Origin of the sequence: Ornithinimicrobium faecis (genome assembly GCF_023923225.1) — a bacterium.
In the GTDB taxonomy this organism is placed as follows: domain Bacteria; phylum Actinomycetota; class Actinomycetes; order Actinomycetales; family Dermatophilaceae; genus Ornithinicoccus; species Ornithinicoccus faecis.
In genome coordinates this window covers 1,447,271-1,463,840 of the sequence record NZ_CP099489.1, presented here as the reverse complement: position 1 = coordinate 1,463,840, position 16,570 = coordinate 1,447,271, and the positions used below count along the sequence as shown (strand labels likewise).

Annotated in this window: 17 protein-coding genes; 4 read left to right on the top strand and 13 right to left on the bottom strand. The window is 69.2% G+C overall.

Going from position 1 to position 16,570, the window contains the following annotated elements; all coding sequences use genetic code 11:
* Window positions 1–27 precede the first annotated feature (27 nt).
* The 12 genes from NF556_RS06870 to NF556_RS06815 all read right to left on the bottom strand — a co-directional run bounded on the left by NF556_RS06870 (window position 28) and on the right by NF556_RS06815 (window position 13,470).
* Window positions 28–393, bottom strand: coding sequence for a metal-sensitive transcriptional regulator (locus tag NF556_RS06870; RefSeq protein ID WP_252594791.1), 366 nt, complete (start codon window positions 391–393; stop codon window positions 28–30).
* Window positions 356–2,752, bottom strand: a complete 2,397-nt coding sequence (locus tag NF556_RS06865) for a heavy metal translocating P-type ATPase (RefSeq protein WP_252594789.1) — start codon at window positions 2,750–2,752, stop codon at window positions 356–358. The genes NF556_RS06870 and NF556_RS06865 overlap by 38 nt, the downstream gene beginning before the upstream one ends.
* A 58-nt stretch (window positions 2,753–2,810) precedes the next feature.
* A complete protein-coding gene (locus NF556_RS06860; protein WP_252594788.1) occupies window positions 2,811–2,966 on the bottom strand; it encodes a hypothetical protein in 156 nt (51 codons plus the stop codon).
* Entirely contained in the window at window positions 2,966–3,175 is a 210-nt protein-coding gene (locus NF556_RS06855; RefSeq protein ID WP_252594786.1) for a heavy-metal-associated domain-containing protein, read from the bottom strand. Before NF556_RS06855 ends, NF556_RS06860 begins: the two co-directional genes overlap by 1 nt.
* Before the next feature lie 157 nt (window positions 3,176–3,332).
* Entirely contained in the window at window positions 3,333–4,997 is a 1,665-nt protein-coding gene (locus NF556_RS06850) for a nuclease-related domain-containing DEAD/DEAH box helicase (RefSeq protein WP_252594785.1), read from the bottom strand.
* Between the two features lie 103 nt (window positions 4,998–5,100).
* Window positions 5,101–6,426: an MATE family efflux transporter gene (locus NF556_RS06845; RefSeq protein ID WP_252594783.1), complete on the bottom strand. Its 1,326-nt coding sequence runs from the start codon at window positions 6,424–6,426 to the stop codon at window positions 5,101–5,103.
* 100 nt (window positions 6,427–6,526) lie between these two features.
* Window positions 6,527–7,468 (bottom strand): ROK family protein, encoded by a 942-nt coding sequence (locus NF556_RS06840; protein ID WP_252594782.1) that lies wholly within the window; start codon window positions 7,466–7,468, stop codon window positions 6,527–6,529.
* A complete protein-coding gene (locus NF556_RS06835) occupies window positions 7,465–8,949 on the bottom strand; it encodes a glycoside hydrolase family 3 protein (protein WP_252594781.1) in 1,485 nt (494 codons plus the stop codon). Before NF556_RS06835 ends, NF556_RS06840 begins: the two co-directional genes overlap by 4 nt.
* On the bottom strand, window positions 8,946–9,773 hold the full coding sequence (locus tag NF556_RS06830; RefSeq protein ID WP_252594780.1) for a carbohydrate ABC transporter permease: 828 nt from the start codon (window positions 9,771–9,773) through the stop codon (window positions 8,946–8,948). Before NF556_RS06830 ends, NF556_RS06835 begins: the two co-directional genes overlap by 4 nt.
* On the bottom strand, window positions 9,773–10,723 hold the full coding sequence (locus NF556_RS06825) for a carbohydrate ABC transporter permease (RefSeq protein WP_252594778.1): 951 nt from the start codon (window positions 10,721–10,723) through the stop codon (window positions 9,773–9,775). Before NF556_RS06825 ends, NF556_RS06830 begins: the two co-directional genes overlap by 1 nt.
* Before the next feature lie 214 nt (window positions 10,724–10,937).
* Window positions 10,938–12,314, bottom strand: coding sequence for an extracellular solute-binding protein (locus NF556_RS06820; protein ID WP_252594776.1), 1,377 nt, complete (start codon window positions 12,312–12,314; stop codon window positions 10,938–10,940).
* 43 nt (window positions 12,315–12,357) lie between these two features.
* Entirely contained in the window at window positions 12,358–13,470 is a 1,113-nt protein-coding gene (locus NF556_RS06815; RefSeq protein ID WP_252594774.1) for an ROK family transcriptional regulator, read from the bottom strand.
* Between the two features lie 89 nt (window positions 13,471–13,559).
* On the opposite strand from NF556_RS06815, the gene NF556_RS06810 reads away from it, so the two are divergent.
* Window positions 13,560–13,739 carry a hypothetical protein gene (locus tag NF556_RS06810; protein WP_252594773.1) on the top strand — a complete coding sequence of 60 codons (180 nt, stop codon included), beginning with the start codon at window positions 13,560–13,562 and terminating at the stop codon, window positions 13,737–13,739.
* Window positions 13,740–13,758: 19 nt separating this feature from the next.
* Here NF556_RS06810 and NF556_RS06805 read toward each other — a convergent pair whose 3' ends face one another.
* Window positions 13,759–14,625, bottom strand: coding sequence for an LLM class flavin-dependent oxidoreductase (locus NF556_RS06805; protein ID WP_252594771.1), 867 nt, complete (start codon window positions 14,623–14,625; stop codon window positions 13,759–13,761).
* 143 nt (window positions 14,626–14,768) lie between these two features.
* Here NF556_RS06805 and NF556_RS06800 point away from each other — a divergent pair, with 143 nt between their 5' ends.
* The 3 genes from NF556_RS06800 (at window position 14,769) to NF556_RS06790 (ending at window position 16,567) form a co-directional block, all read left to right on the top strand.
* Entirely contained in the window at window positions 14,769–15,281 is a 513-nt protein-coding gene (locus tag NF556_RS06800; protein ID WP_252594770.1) for a DinB family protein, read from the top strand.
* A 108-nt stretch (window positions 15,282–15,389) separates the two neighbouring features.
* Window positions 15,390–15,902: a SigE family RNA polymerase sigma factor gene (locus tag NF556_RS06795; protein ID WP_252594769.1), complete on the top strand. Its 513-nt coding sequence runs from the start codon at window positions 15,390–15,392 to the stop codon at window positions 15,900–15,902.
* The gene (locus tag NF556_RS06790) at window positions 15,899–16,567 is read left to right on the top strand and encodes a hypothetical protein (RefSeq protein WP_252594768.1); all 669 of its coding nucleotides are present in this window, start codon (window positions 15,899–15,901) and stop codon (window positions 16,565–16,567) included. Before NF556_RS06795 ends, NF556_RS06790 begins: the two co-directional genes overlap by 4 nt.
* Window positions 16,568–16,570: the final 3 nt, after the last annotated feature.

The window sequence follows — 16,570 nt, the reverse complement described above, 5'->3', positions numbered from 1 at the left end:
TCGAGCTGACCCTCGAACGGCGACGTGTCAGGAGCGGACGAGCCGTGCGATGGCGTCCGAGGCTTCCTTCATCTTGTCCTCCGCGTCCTGGCCGCCGGCCCTGGCTGCGTCGACCACGCAGTGCGCGAGGTGGTCGTCGAGCAGTCCGAGGGCCACGCCCTGCAGCGCGCTGGTCAGGGCACTGACCTGGGTGAGGATGTCGATGCAGTATTGCTCCTCGTCGACCATCCGGTGGATCCCACGGGCTTGCCCCTCGATGCGCTTCAGCCGTGCCAGGTAGCGGGCTTTGTCGGTGATGTAGCCGTGTCCAGCGTGAGCCTCGTGCCCGCCGGTTTCGGGCGCGTTAGCGTCAGCCTCAACGCCGGTGATGACAGCTTCCGTGGTGGCGGTCATGATCTGGTCTCCGTTTCGGGGGTGTGCTGAGTGGGGTGCATCCGACGCTGACTGGCGAAGCCGTGCGAGGGCTCGGCGCTGCGGCCGGGGCGGCTGTGGTGTCGATCCTGCTCTTGAAGGAGCGCAGTCGCAGGCTGTTGCCGACGACGAAGACGCTGGAGAAGGCCATGGCTGCCCCGGCGAGCATGGGGTTGAGTAGGCCCAGGGCGGCCAGTGGGATCGCGGCCGTGTTGTAGGCGAACGCCCAGAACAGGTTGGTCTTGATGGTGCCCAGGGTCTTGCGGGACAGGCGGATCGCGTCTGCGGCGCTGCGCAGGTCACCGCGCACGAGGGTGATGTCGGCAGCCTGGATCGCGACGTCGGTGCCGGTGCCCATGGCCAGACCGAGGTCGGCCTGGGCCAGCGCTGCGGCGTCGTTGACTCCGTCGCCAACCATCGCGACGACCTTGCCCTCGGCCTGCAGCGCGGTGATGACGTCGACCTTGTCCTGGGGCAGGACCTCGGCGATGACCTGCTCGATGCCGACCTCTGCGGCAATCTGCTGAGCGACCGCCGTGTTGTCGCCGGTGAGCAGCACCGGGGTCAGCCCGAGGGCCGTGAGTTGACGGATCGCCTGCGCACTGGTGGGTTTGACCGTGTCGGCCACCACCAGCACGCCGCGAGCCTGACCATCCCAGCCGACCGCGACAGCCGTCTTGCCCTGGGATTCCGCGGCGGCCTTGGCCGACGCGAGGTCTGCGCTGAGGTGCTGTGACCAGTCGGCGAGGAGTGAGTCGCGACCGACGAGGACCGCGTGGCCCTCGACGATGCCCTGGACACCCTTGCCCTCAACGTTGCTGAAGTCCTCGGGGTCCGGGAGGTCGCCGACCTCCTGGACGGCCCCCTTGGCGATGGCCTGGGCGATGGGGTGCTCGGAGGAGTTCTCCAGCGCGCCGGCCAGGCGCAGCAACGTGGCCCGGTCGGTGCCTGGTTCGGTGATGACATCGGTCAGCGTCATCTTGCCGGTGGTCACGGTGCCGGTCTTGTCGAGCACCACGGTGTCGATCTTGCGGGTGGACTCCAGGACCTCGGGGCCCTTGATGAGGATGCCCAGCTGAGCCCCCCGTCCCGTGCCGACGAGCAGCGCGGTCGGCGTGGCCAGGCCCAGCGCGCACGGGCAGGCGATGATCAGCACGGCCACGGCGGCCGTGAACGCGGCACTGAGCGGGAATCCAGCACCGATCCAGGCGCCCAGGGCAGCCACGGCGATGGCGATCGCGATCGGCACGAAGACCCCGGAGATCCGGTCGGCCAGGCGCTGGATCTCGGCCTTGCCGGACTGCGCGTCCTCCACCATCTGAGCCATCTGCGCCAACTGCGTGTCGGCGCCGACGCGGGTGGCGCGCACCACGAGGCGGCCACCGGCGTTGACCGTGGCGCCGGTGACCGCGTCACCGACGGTGACCTCGACCGGCACCGACTCACCAGTGAGCATCGAGGCGTCGACTGCGGAGCTGCCGGTCACGATGACACCGTCGGTGGCGATCTTCTCGCCGGGGCGCACAACGAACTCGTCGCCGGCCGCCAGGTCTGCGGTGGGGATGCGAGTCTCGACGCCGTCGCGGAGCACCGCGACGTCCTTGGCGCCCATCTCCAACAGGGCACGCAGTGCCGCGCCGGCCTGCCGCTTGGAGCGCTTCTCAAAATAGCGCCCGGCCAGGATGAACATCGTGACCCCGGCGGCGACCTCGAGATAGATGTTGGCAGCACCATCGGTCGGTGCCACCGTCAACTCAAAGGGGTGCGTCACGCCAGGGACCCCGGCAGTGCCGAGGAAGAGGGCATACAAGGACCACAGGAAAGCCGCGCCCGTGCCCACCGAGATGAGCGTGTCCATCGTCGCCGCACCGTGGCGCAGGTTCGTCCACGCCGCCTTGTGGAACGGCCAGGCAGCCCACACCACCACGGGCGCGGTCAGCGTCAGGGACGCCCACTGCCAGTATGTGAGCTGCAGGGCCGGGATCATCGACATCGCGATGACCGGCACCGAGAGCAGGACGGAGCCGATGAGCCGGTGGCGCAGCGCCGTCAGCTCCGGGTCGACCTCCTCACCCTCGTCCTCCCGGGCAGTCGACACCTCCGTCCTCGGCAGAGCGGCGGTGTAACCGGTCTTCTCGACCTCGGCGATCAGGGCTGCGACATCAGTGCCCTCCGGGACACTGACCTGGGCCTTCTCCGTGGCGTAGTTCACCGAGGCCGTGACGCCGTCGAGCTTGTTGAGCTTCTTCTCAACCCGCATCGCGCACGACGCGCAGGTCATTCCGCCGATCATCAACTCGACGGGCCGTCCCACATTCTCCGGGGCTGGCGCTGCAGACATCCTCACAACTTCTTTCCCGCGCACGACCGGCGCGACTTACGTAACGGACACGACCAGGTCAGTGGTCGGTGTCCTCCTGGCTGATGTCCTCGACCTGCTGGGTCCAGGACGACACGGTCTCCTCAGGCACGACGGCGCTGGCAACAGCGGCCGACGCCCCGAAGACCACCACGAGCGCGGCGCCATACAGGCCGAGTCGAGCAGGAACCGACATCAGACCCGCGCCGCCTGATAACCCGCCTCGTCCACCGCGGCCAGCACCGCCGCGTCGTCGACCGGCTCGGTGGTGCTCAGCACGAGACGACCGCTGGACGCGCTCACCTCGATGCCCTCAACACCAACGATCTGACCGACCTCCTCGCGCACGGACGACTCGCAGTGCCCGCACGTCATGCCCGTCACCTGGTACTCACGCTGCTCCATGACTCTCTCCTCTTCGTTGGATACCTCTAGGGGGTAGTAGTCAGAACATATACCCATAGGGGGTACCCGTGTCAAATGAGGGGCGTCAGATGGATGGCGTCGTCGCTCGATGGCCCCGGGTCCCCACCGGGGCCCCAGGGTGTGAGTTCAGGTCACATCAGGGCAGGCCGAGTTTGCGGGCGACCTCGTAGCCACCGACCTCGCGGACCCAGGCCGGGTCACCGACCACGACGAGCTGGTCCGTGGCCCGGGACATCCCGACGTAGAGCCGCTCCGCGGCCCGAGCGGTGGCATCGGAGTTGATGCAGAGCACGACCGCGCGCCGTTCCATCCCCTTGCAGCCCAGGACGTTGCCGTAGAAGACCTCATCGGCGTCCCAGAAGCTGGCCCAGTAGCCCTCCTGCCCACGGTGCTCCGTGAGCTCGATCTGCTGGGGGTGACGGGACTGGGTGGTGATCAGCGCGACGTGCCGCGGCTCCCAGCCCGCGTCGAGCAGTTGGTCGACCTGGTCGTCGGCCACGTCGACGGCCTCGTCGGCAGTGGTGGGGATGAAGGTCACCTCGGGTCCGTCGCCACCGAGCTGTCGCATCCGTGCCGGGGCCAACGGTTCGAAGGCGCCAGCGATCTGTTTGGTGTTGCGCAGATTGTGGTCGAGCACCAGGGGCACGAGCTCGATCGGCGGGCGCCCGAAGCGCTCGAAGAGACGCTGCTTCTCGTCGGAGTAGATATACAGACCGCCCTCGTCCGGGTCACGCAGCGCCGCGAGCAGGGGGGCCCACCACGAGGTCGCAAAGTCCTGCGCCTCATCGACCACGATCGCGTCGAACTTCTCCTTCTCGGGCAGCCCCTGGGCCAGCTCGAGCATGAGCGCCGGCAGTTCCTCCTCCCAGAAGGGACTGTCATCCCGGTCTCCGTCGGGTGCACCCCAGAGCCGACCGAGACCGTGGAAGGTGCCAACGTAGGCAGGACGGTGCTTTCGCTTGACCACGTCCACCTCGCGCTGCAGATAGGTCGCCAGCCCGAGCGAGTAGCAGAGCAGGGCCACGCGCTGGGACGGTCGCCCCTCCGTGCCGCTGCCCCGGGTGAGTTCCTTGGCCTGGGTCAGCGCCAGCACCGTCTTGCCGCTGCCTGCCCCGCCGCGGATGTCCACCCGGTTGAGCAGGCGGGTCACCCGCAGCAGCATGGCCTGCTCCTGGGTGAGCTGGGCGTTGTTGGTTGCCTCCCGCTCCTCCGCCTCGGCCACGATCGAGGCCTCGACGTGGCGCCGTCCCCGCCAGATGGTCAGCAGGTCCTCGATGTCCCTGTCCTTGGGCACCCGGTGCCCCGTCTCCTGCTGGCGCAGCTGTGCACGCAGCCGGTCCGCGAGCCGCGGCAGGTCGTCGCGACCGTGGATGATGGAGCGCGGGAGCTCGGGGGTCGCGAAGTCGTCATCGACCGCCGTGTAGGGGATGACGAGGGCATGCCCCCAGCGCACCCGCGTGCGCCCCCACCGCGGATCCGCCTCGATGAACTCCCGCAGGGCATATTTGCCGCGCGCCAGTTGCCCGGCCGGATCGATCCTGCGCGTGCCCTCCTTGCTGCGCACCTGCCACTGGCCCTGGGCGTCCTGGGAGACGGTGGCGCCCTTGACCTCGATGACCACGATGCCCGCGTCCGGGATCAGTGCCATCAGGTCGATCTCGTGGTCCCCGCCGTCGCCGACCAGACGTAGGTTCGCCATCAGCACGCAATCGTCGTCCAACTGTGTGCACAGCGCCTCCCAGACCACTGCCTCGGACTGGGTGGTGAACGCGGGATCTGGCGGGACGAGCCGAGCTGTCACGGGGCCTCCTTCGTTGGGGGTCCCCCATGCCTATCAGAGCTGGGCGGCTCGACGTGACCAGGACTCGCCGCCCTCGCGCTCGGGACTCTCAGTCGGCGCGACCTCAGTGACTCGGCACTTCCGGGAGGCGGGACCACACCCAGCGGAAAGCGACGGCCTGGCCCAGCGCGACCACGAGGTTGGCGACGGCCAGTGCCACCCACAGGCCCGTGAGCCCACCCGTCCTGGCGACGGGAACCACGAGCAGCGCGAGGACGCCATAGACCACGGCGAAGACGAGGAAGCTCGGGGTGGACCGTTTCAGACCGGTCAGGCCGAAGCCGAGGATCGCCTGGGCGCCGTCGCCCAGGATCACCAGCACCACGATCACCACCAGGCCCGTCATCGCCGAGGTCACGACCGGGTCGGAGGTGAACAGCGAGACCACCTGGTCGCGCAGCACCAGGATCGCGATGCCGATCACTGCCAGGGTGCCGAGCGCGGTGATCAGGCCGGCCACCACGCCCCGGAGCACACCGGGTCGCTCACCGCGCTCGGCCCGCCAGCTCAGCAGCGGGATGGTCGCCTGCCCGATCGCCACCGCGGCCGTGAAGGTGGTGCTCACCAGGGCGGTGGCGATGCTATGGGCAGCGGCCGCCGTCGTGCTCACGAGCGCGGCGGCGAAGGCGACGGCGCCCAACACCCCGAACTTCACCAGGACCGTGGCAGCCATCGGGATCCCGACCCGGGCGAGTTCGAGCAGGTCGGCGAGTCGGGACCTGCCGGACAGCACGGCGGCGAAGCCAACGCCCAGGTGCCGCCGCAGGCCGATCGTGGTCACCGACGCAATGGCCAGGTTCGCGATCAGCAGGGAGATGCCGGCGCCCTGCAGCCCCAGGCCCGCCCCGTTGACCAGCAGCGGCGACAGCACGGCCGTGCACGCTGCCCCCAGCAGGCCGGCATACATCACGACCGTGCTGCGCCCCAGGGCGACGAGGCAGGAGGTGGCCATGGACCCGAAGGAGTTGAGGAGCACACCGGCCGCCATCAGCAGCGGGAAGGACCCCAACTGCTCCACGGTGGACTCCGGCACGCCGGTGACCCGAGCCAGCAGGGGCACACCGGCGACCGCCCCAGCACCCAGGACGCCGACCAGGACCGACAACCAGGTGCCGTCGCGCACCACGCGCCGCAGCCGATCCGGGTCGTCCGCGGCCGAGGCGACGAACGGCATCACCCCGCGCACCGCCCCCGACACAGCAGCCATCGCGGGGAAATAGATCGCGACGGTCACCGCGAAAGCCGCCAGCGCCGCCGTGCCGAACCGCCCGAGGGCCGCCGTGTTGACCAACGCACTCAGCGACACCACGATCATCGACAGATAGAGCGGCAGCGCCACCCACCCGATGTGCCTGATGTCGGACCGGACGTCGTTGCCCCCCGTGGCCACGCGTGCTCCATCCCCTGGTCGGCTGACACCCCGCACCATCATTCAAGCAGGGTTTCCGGCGTACCACGATCACTTTTCGGCGACCGGGCTCGGATCCCGGTCACGCGGGCGCGGTGTCCACCAGATCACCTGGCGCAGAGCCGACCTGGGACAGCAGCGCTGCGCCGACGGAGCCGGCGGGATAGTCCTCCGGCAGCCACCGCACCCGCTCGTGCACGGCGAGCATCCGCTCGAACCCGGAGTCACCGTGATCCCTCAGCGCGGCCAGCAGGGCGGCCTGGAGCGCGGGCGTGGAGGTCACGACACCTCCGGCGAGGACGACCTCGGCAACATCGGTGGCCTGCACCAGGATCCGCACTGCCTGCGCGAGGCCAACGACCAGATCGTCCCGCACGGTCTGGGCCAGGGTGTCGCCGAGCTCCGCGGCAGCCATCAGCTCCCCGGCCGAGCCCGTCCAGCGCCGCGCCAGCCCCCCTCCGGAGGCATACAGCTCAAGACAGCCACGCTTGCCGCACGGGCACGGCGGTCCGGTGCGGTCGATGACCAGGTGGCCGATCTCCCCGGCCAGACCGCGGCTCCCGCGCCGCAGCACACCGTCGAGCACGAGACCAGCGGCCAGGCCGGTGCCGACGTTGAGCAGTGCCAGGTCCTGCCCCGCACCGGAGGCGCTGCCCAACCATCGGGAGGCACCCCAGGCGGCGGCCTTGACGTCGTTCTCCACGAGGACCGGCGCCGACGTGAGTTCCCTTGCGGCAGCGGCCAGGTCGAGTGGCCGACCACCGATGCCGAGGTTGACGGCGTGCGTGACGCTGCCACCGGTGACGATCCCCGGCACACCGATGCCCACCCCGTCCACGGGCACGTCACCCAGCTCCGCACGGACCAGCTCGTATGCCGAGCGCAGACCTGCCAGCACACCCTCCGGTCCGCTGGTGGTCCGGACCGCGCGCTGCGCGAGCACCCGGTGGGTGCTGGAGGTCACCTCGACCGCGGCGGCGTCGATCCAGGTTCCGCCGATGTCGATCCCGAGGCGCACACTCATGAGGACCACCCCAATGACGACCAACCCAGGGCCCTGGCCAGGGCGTCGGTGGAGGCCGTGGAGGATCCGAGCGTGGCGATGACTCGCTGACTCCAGTCCTGGTGCTGCAGTTGCGGATCCGGCCATCCCAGCTCAGCGAGCCGAGCCTCCGGATTGCTGTTCATCACGTCCTGGACCCACCGCCACACCTGCTCGTCGGCGGTGACTCCGCGGACCACGATGAGCACCGGCCCCTGCGGGGTGGGCGTCGTGGCGAGGTCGGCCGGTCCGAGCCGGATCGGCTGGTGCCCCAGCTGACTCGGCAGACCCCACTGGGTCGAACCGATGGCGGGGCTGCTCGTGGTCTCGAGCTGGATCACGCGGGCGCGTGGCATCGGCGTGATGGCAGCGACCGCTGCGTCCACGGCCTGCGCAGACGCCGCCCGGGCGGCGTCGATCGTGGCGGTGGAGGCTGGGCTCGCGGCCGCCAGGTCCTGTGCTCCGGTCCGGTCGGTCCAGGTGGCGCGCAACCGTTTCACCCGGTCAGCAGCCTCAAGCAGCCGCTGCTCGGCGAGGACGCCCTCGCGCACCGCACGCGTGATCGCAGAGACCACGGGCGGCACCAGGCTCGCGCCAGCACCGGTGTCCGGCCCGAGGCACAGCAGGTCTGCCCCGGCGACGAGGGCGCGCACCGCTGCCCCGGGGATGCCGGTACCGTCCTGGGCGCCTGCCATGTTGAGGGCGTCGGTGACAATCACGCCCGCAAAGCCCAGGTCTGCGCGCAGGACATCGTTGAGCACGATCGGGCTGAACGTCGCGGGCCGGTGCGCATCGAGGGCTTCCAGCACGACGTGCGAGGTCATCACCGTGGCGGCTCCTGCCTCGACCGCCGCCTGGAAGGGGACCAGCTCACGCTCCACCAGCACCTCACGGCTGGCCCGCACGGTGGGCAACCCGTGGTGGGAGTCCGTGCGGGTGTCGCCGTGACCCGGGAAGTGCTTCACGCTCGCCGCGACACCTGAGGAGGCCAGCCCCTCGACGAAGGCCACGGTGTGCCGGGCCACCAGAGCCGGGTCGGCGCCAAAGCTGCGGGTGCCGATGACCGGGTTGAGCGGGTCGGAGTTGACGTCGGCACACGGCGCCAGGTCGAGCCAGATGCCCGCATCGGCCAACTCGGCGCCGATCCCGGCGGCCACTGCCCGGGTGACCGAGGGAGAGTCCAGGCGTCCGAGGACGGAGGGTCCGGCATACGGGCTGCCGGTCGTGGCGTGCAACCGGGTGACGTCGCCGCCCTCCTCATCGACCGCGAGCACCGCGGTCGGGGCGAGGTCCCGCAGCTTCCGGGAGAGGTCGGCCAGGTCGTGGCCGGGCGCGACATTGTTGCCATACAGGCACACCCCGCCCAGCCCCTGGTCCAGATCCCGGGGCAGCCAAGAGGGCACCGCTGGCCCCGCGAAGCCGGCGAGCAGGACGGCGCGGGCAGCCGACTCGAGCTCGCTCATCCCTTCACCGCCCCGGAGACCAGACCCTGGGTCATCTTGGTCTGCACGATCAGGAAGAAGATGATGACCGGCAGCGCCACGAGCACCGAGCCGGCCATGACGGCGGGCCAGTCGATCGCCTCGTTGGACACGGTGGTCATGCCGCGCAGCCACAGCGGCAGCGTGCGGTTGTCCGGCTCCATCACCACGACCGCGAGGGTGTATTCGTTCCACGCCTGCAGGAACGCGAAGACGCCGCTGGCGATCAGGCCGGGGGCCAGCAGCGGGAAGGTGATCGTGAAGAAGGCGCGCACGCGGCTGCAGCCGTCCACCATCGCGGCCTCCTCAAGCTCCACCGGGATGCCGTCGACGAACCCGCGCAGCAGCCAGACGGTGAATGGCAGGACGGCGGCGATATAGAGCAGCGACAGACCGCCGACCGTGTTGTAGAGACTCCAGTCGTTGAGCATCCGGTATTGGCTGATGAACAGGGCCTCCGGCGGGATCATCTGGATAGTCAGCACCACGATGATGAAACTGACCCGGCCGCGGAACCGGAACCGGGAGATCGCGACCGCGGCGACGAACGCACACACGACGGCGAGCGCGACACAGATGAGGGTGACCGACAGGCTCAGCCGCAACGAGGCCCAGAACTGCTCGTCGATGGCCCGGTCGAAGGCTGCAAGGGTGAAGTCGGTGGGGATGAAGGACGGGGTCGGCGAGCGCAGGGCCTCGACCGGTTGGAAGGCGCCGTTGAGGACCCAGTAGACGGGGAAGATCCAGGCCAGGGCGATGGCGATGGCCACGCCGCCCCACAGGCGGCGCTTGGTGGTGCGGCTCATCAGGACTCCTCCCGGAGCAGGCTGCGCACATAGTGGGCGGTCAGCGCGAGGGTGAGCACGAGCACGAAGAGGGCAAAGGCCGAGGCCATGCCGTATTCACTCTGGCCGACGCCGAGGGTGTAGATGTAGGTGCCCAGCAGGTGGGTCTCGCTCGGGACGCCGCCGATGCCCTGCAGATAGTGGATCTGGGCGAAGACGCGCAGGTCCCACACGATCTGCAGCATCAGCACGATCGTCAGTGCGGGGCGGATCGAGGGATAGATGATGAAGCGCCACCGCTGCCAGGCGTTGGCGCCGTCGATCTGACCGGCCTCGAGGGCCTCCTCCGGCACCTGGGTGAGGGCGGCATAGGCGGTGAACGCCACGAACGGCACGCTCATCCAGACCACGATGATCGTGGCGACCAGGAAGAAGGACAGCGGCTCGATCAGCCAGTTGTGCCGGGTGAAGTCACCCACGCCGAGGTTGGTCAGCAGCCAGTTGACCAGGCCATAGCGCGTGTCGAACAGCCACTGCCACGCGGTCATCGCCGCGATCACCGGCATCGCCCAGCACAGCAGCATGCTGATCTGCAGGAGCACCCGTGGGGTGCGGTCGACCCGCATCATGACGAGCGCGAAGGCGGTGCCGATGAGCATCGTGAGGCCGACCGCGACCAGGCAGAAGGCGAGCGAGCGGGCCACGACCGCCCACATCTGCGGGTCGGCGAACAGCACGCGGTAGTTCTCGAGTCCGACCCACTCCGGCGGTGCCCCGAACTGCTGGGCGCGCCCGAACTCCTGGAACGACATGATGACCTGCCGCACCAGCGGATAACCCTCGGCCACGAGCAGCAGCACGATCGCCGGGAGCAGGAACCAGTAGGCCCCGCCAGTCCGACGCCGCCGACGCGTTGGCGCCGGGCTCTGCTGCACGCTGTCAACAGGCGCAGCAGTCGTCACCTGGCTCATCCCGCCGCACCCCTTTCATCGTGGTGTGTTGGTCCACCCGCATTTTGATAGCGGTCTCGTACACCCGCCCCGCATTTTGATAGCGGTTTCGTACACCTGCCCCGCATTTTCGTAGCGGTCTCGTACGCCCGCCTGGCCACTGCGGGCGTCACGCGACGCAACCGAGTGGGGCCGGTGCCGGGAAGAACCCCGGCCCCACTCGGCATACGGTCGGTCAGGGGTTGAGCATCTCCGCGAGCTGCGCGTCAGTCTCCTTGGCGACCGTCGCGACATCCTCACCGCCGGCGATGCGCCCGAAGGCCTCCTCCATCACGGTGGCCGTCTCGACCGCGGCCCACTCCGGGGAAGCCGGGGTGAGCTTGGCGCTCTCGGCGGCCGAGATCGCAGCCTCGGCGAACTCGTCGTCACCCATCAGCGGCGTGAACTCGGGGTTGGCCGGGCCGAGCCCGTTCTCGGCGAGCATCGTCTGATAGTCGTCGCTGAAGATCAGCCGCATCAGGTCGGTCGCCAGCTCCTTGTTCTGCGACTGGGCTGAGATGGCGATGTTGGAGCCGCCGGCAAACACCGGGGCGACGCCGCCGTCCACACCGGGCAGGGCGAAGGCGCCCAGGTCCTCGGCCTTGGTCTCCTCCACGCTCCAGCGGGCCCAGCTCGGCGCCATGAACATGGCCGCCTCGCCGTTGTTGAACGGCACCCAGGGCTCGGCGTCGCGGCCGTCCTGCGGGGCGGTGCTGGCGCCGGCATAGAGCTCCTGCCACTGGGTCAGACCGGCGATGCTGGCCTCGGAGGAGAGCGCGCCGACCCACTGGTCACCCTCCTGCACGGCGATGTCACCGCCGTGCGCGAAGAGCCAGCTGATGCCGTTGCGCCAGTCCTGGCCTGGCAGCCACAGCCCGGAGAAGCCTTCGCCGCCGGCCTCGGTCAGCGCGATGGCCGCGGTGGACAGCTCCTCGAGCGTGGTCGGGACCTCCAGGCCGGCGTCGGCGAAGGCGGCCTTGTCGAAGAAGATGTAGCGCGAGCCCCAGTAGTAGGGGACGGCGTAGACCGTGTCCTCATAGGTGCCGGCCTCGATGAAGCCCTCGGGCCCGATGTCGCCGAGCTCCTCGAGCAGACCGCTGAGGTCCTCGAAGGCGCCGACGCTGGTGTAGGTCGGGACCTGCGTGTTGCCCATCTCGATGACGTCGGGGGTGTTGTCGGGGTCGGGCAGGGCCTGGTTGGCGCGCTGCAGGAGCTCGCCCCACGGGATCCGCTGGACGTCCAGGGTCGCGCCGGTCTCCTCCTCAAAGGCGGTGACCAGCCACTCCTCCAGCTCGACCGGGGTGTCGGTCTCACCGGCGAGCCAGAAGGTCAGCGTCTCGCCGCTGGCGTCGCCGCCCTCGGCATCGTCGCTCTCGGTCTCACTGCCCTCGGTGTCACCGCCGGCCTGCTCGGCGGTGGTGCCGTCGTCCTCGGCCGCATCGTCCTCGGCCGCGTCATCGGCCGCGGGCGCGTCGTCGCCGTCTCCGGTGGTGCTGCCCTCGGAGCAGGAGGCGAGCAGGGTGGCGGTGACTGCGGTCACGACCGCGGTCCTGGTCAGGGTGCTGAGTTTCATCGTTGAACCTCTCGGTGTGCTGGTCGGCAGTGAACCCGGCGGGTCACACCACCCCGATCTCGCGGTAGCGCACGAACGCTGCCGCTCCCTTCAGGACAAGCTCGTTCTCGAGCGGGACCACCCGCACGTGAACCTGCTGGGCGACGAAGGGCAGGGTCTGATGGGCGAGCGCGTCCTGCGTCGCCGTCAGAAGGTGGCCGTCGAGCAACTCGATCGGCCCATAGAGCACGACATCGGCAATGCCGAGCGTGGTCACGACGGGGCTGAGAACCGACCCCAGCCGGGTTCCGGCGGCGGACAGCTCGGCGGCGCTCTTGGCCTCACGAAGCGCCGGCACCGCGAGCGTGGTCTCCAGGCAACCGCGGTTGCCGCAGGCACAGGTCGGTCCATCCGGATCGACGACCACGTGCCCGATCTCCCCCGAGGACAGCAGGGGCCCGGACAGCACCCGCCCGTCAATCAGGACCCCTCCCCCGACACCGTGCCCGATCGTCACCAGCAGCAGCCCGGCCTCGTCGCCGGCGCCAAAGGTGCTCTCGGCGGTCGTGGCCATGTTGGCGTCGTTGGCGACGTGGGTCGGCAGTCCGGTCTCGCGCTGCAGCCGGTCGGCCAGGTCCAGCTCGGACCAGCCCAGGTTGGGGGCGTGCAGGACGGTGCCGGTGTCGTTGATGATGCCCGGGGCGCCGATGCCGATCCCCAGCAGCGTGCGCGTGGAGCTCTCCTGCAGCGAGCGGGCCAGCGCAACCACCTCACCGACAGCTGCTTCCCCGTCGGACAGGGGGACGTGCTCGGAGGCGAGGATCTCGCCCTGCAGATCGATCAAGGCACCGCGCAGTATGCCGTCGCCTGAGAGATCGAGTCCGATCACCACGGGCGCGGTGCCAGCCAGGCCAACCAGCGTGGCCGGCTTGCCCTGTCGGACGCCAGGTCGGTGGCCCAGTTCGGCGACCATCCCGGTGGTGAGCAGCTCGGAGACCAGGTCGGAGACGGTGACGCGGGTCAGTCCGGTCTCCCGGGCGAGGTCGGCGCGGCTGCGCGGTCCGCCGTCGAACAACTGCTGCAGCACGAGCGCGAGGTGGTGGCGTCGGGCGTCTCCCGGAAGCACCTTCCCGAGGGGGCGCCGACCGGTCCGCGGACCGTTGGTGACCTGGCTCATGCAGTTAGTATGGCAGCCTAACTAACTTTGTCAAGAGCTATCGTGGCAGCGGAGCCGAACTCACAGGCCGTCGAAGGCAGGAGATGCCCATGACCACAGATCAGAAGTCACACCTTGCACAGAAAGTGGCATCGATCCGCGCTGAGTATGCCGACGAAGAAGCCGCAGCTGCCGAGGCCGAAGTCACCGAGGACAACGTCTCCTCGGAGCCACCGCTGAACGAGGCAACGGTCGACCCGAAACCGGGCTCTGACGGAGGAGCGCGGTAGCTGCCACGCCCCGTGCGGATCAGCCGACGAGTCTGGAGACCTCGCCGGTCGCACGCAGGAACTCGTGGAAGTCGGGCTCGCCGGTCACCGGTGACAGGATCACAGCGTCTGCCCCCGCTTCCGCGAACCGTCGCACAGCCGCCGCGACGTCAGCTGGCTCCCCCCACACTCCGCGGTCGTCGTCCGTGCCGGCATCGCCCAGCGCGGCCGCCACGCGCTCCTGCGCTCCACTGCCGAACGCAGTGTCGACATATGCCACGATCTCCGCAGAACCATCACGACCGGCAGCAGCGCGGGCCTCACCAATCATGCGGACCCGCTCGCCGACCTCCGTCACGGACAGGCCGGAGACGAGGATCGTCCCGTCAGCGACCTCTCCGGTGAGGGCCAACGTCTTGGGGCCGACACCGGCGGCATAGACGGGAGGCGCCGTCTCCAGCGGCCACTCGAGCCGCACCTTGTCCACAGTGACGTAACGCCCAGAGACCGTCACCTCCTCCCCCGGCAGCAACGACCGCAGGACCGGGACGTATTCGCGCATCAGGGTCATCGGCGAGTCCGGGCGGACACCGGCCTGCGCCATCCACGGCAGCACACCGTGCCCCAGCCCTGGATAGAACCGGCCGGGAAACATCCGCTCGATCGTCGCGATCTCCATGGCGGTCACCGCGACATTGCGCAGCGGGATCGGCGTGATCCCCAGACCGATGCGCAGGTCTTTCGTCCATGCCAGCGCGGCCGCCACGGAGGCGTAGGCCGACTCGCGGAAGCAGTCCTCCCAGAGCCACACCTCTGGGACGCCGGCCCCCTCGGCCACCTCCACCGCGGGCCGGAGCGCCTCGGGCGCGTTGTGATACGGGCTGAAAACGGCGCCGACGCGGGTCACTTGGTGCCTCGCTCAGGACGGACTGCTGCACGGTGGCTGTCTCCGGCAGCGGAGAGCAGATTGCTTCGTGAGTCGGTCATCAATCGAGTCTGCCACGGACCGACGAGCCTGAGGCGTCAGCACTGGACTGCTTGGATGACCCCATGAGCCACGACACCGGGGACCGGCGCGCCCTGCTCACCCGACAACTCGACATCGCCTGGCGGTTCGCCGAGGCATTCGTCGTCGATCAGATCGATGAGGACCTCGCACTCTGGGAGCCTTCCGGCAACGCCTGCACCGTTCGGCGCTCCGACCAGGGGTGGGTCGCCGACTGGCCCGACGAGGAGAACCCACCGATCCCGGACGTCACGATCGCGTGGATCCTCTGGCACATCGAGTGGTGGTGGGCCGACGCGGTGGCCGTCGTCGAGGAACGCCCAAAGACTCCACCGGAGGAGCATCGCTGGAGCGGCGGCACCGACGGCATCCTCGCCACCAAGACGGCCTGGGACGGCATCCTCGCCACTGCCGATCTCGACCATCCCGTGAGAGGGTTGATGCCCGAGCCCCAGCCCCTATGGTTCGTCGCGGGCTGGGTGAACTTCGAGTTGACCAAGAATCTCGCCGAGATCAACCACCTGAAGTTGCTGCACGCCAACGCCAACCGTGGTTGACGGATACGCGAAGCTCACACACAACTCGCGCTCACCGGCCAGAATTCATCGGACGCGGTGCCAACCTCGGAGGGCATCTCACCGTTAGGTGGGCAAAGGAGGCCATCAGTGAGCCAGAACTTGGAGGGCGAGTTCGTTGCGTGGGCCAGCGCCCGACAGCGATCGTGGCTGCGCTCCGCCCTGCTGCTGACCGGCGACCAGTCCTCGGCCGAGGACCTGGTGCAGGACGCTTTCCTGAAAGTCGCTGAGAGGTGGTCGCGCCTGCGTGACGAGGCGCCCGACGCCTACGCCCGCCGCGTCATCTACAACGGTGCGATGACCCGGTGGCGCCGACACTCTCGAGAGCCCTCGCGCGCTGAACTTCCCGAGGTCATCGCTGCACCGACCACCGAGGACTGGCTCTCCGGCGCCGACGTCCGCGCCGCGCTCCAACGACTCACGGTCAAGCAGCGTGCGGTGCTGGTGCTGCGCTACTACGAGGACCGGTCCGAGCAGGAGATCGCCGAGACCCTCCGCGTGAGCGCCGGCACGGTCAAGAGCCAGGCCCACGCCGCTCTGCGTCGCCTCCGCGAGGAGTTGGCACTTGAGCAGGAGAGCCTGGACGGAGAGGAGATCCGATGAACGAGGACATCCGTGAACTGTTGACCCGCGGCGCCTCCGACGCCGCAGACACTGACCTCGTCACTGGGGTGTGGCAGCAAGCTCACCGGCACCGTCGGAACCGCAACCTGGGCATCGGCTCCCTCGCCGCAGCAGGGGTCGCACTGGTCATCGGGATCACCCAGATCGACGGCGGGGCCCAAGAGCCCATCCTCCCTGCCGGCAACACTACGAGTCAGACAGCACCCGGGCCCACGGCGACTGCCCCACCCCCAGGCCCGTCCCTCGACAACTGCGGCAATCCACAGGAGCCCCCGACTGAACTGGGCGAGAGCGATTTCGGTGCTCACCTGTTAACGGAGGACCCAGGGCAGAAGGTCACCGTCGCGATCGACATCGCCAACGTCCAGGACGTCCCGACGTCGGTGCAGATCGACATCAATGGCCAGTCGGCACTGACCGTCCGCGTGCCGACCACGGCATCCGACTGTTATCTGACAACGATCTTCCGATATGGGCTGGAGGTGCCGCCCGGACCGGCGCAGATCACGGCAACCACTGACGGCGGCCACCGAGATCAACTCACCCTCGAGGTGAGCGAGGACACCACGTGGGTCGTCGTGCAGGTGCAGGACGGGTTCCCGCTGGAACTGGAGACCTACGACCACCCACCCGGTTGGGGCTGAGCC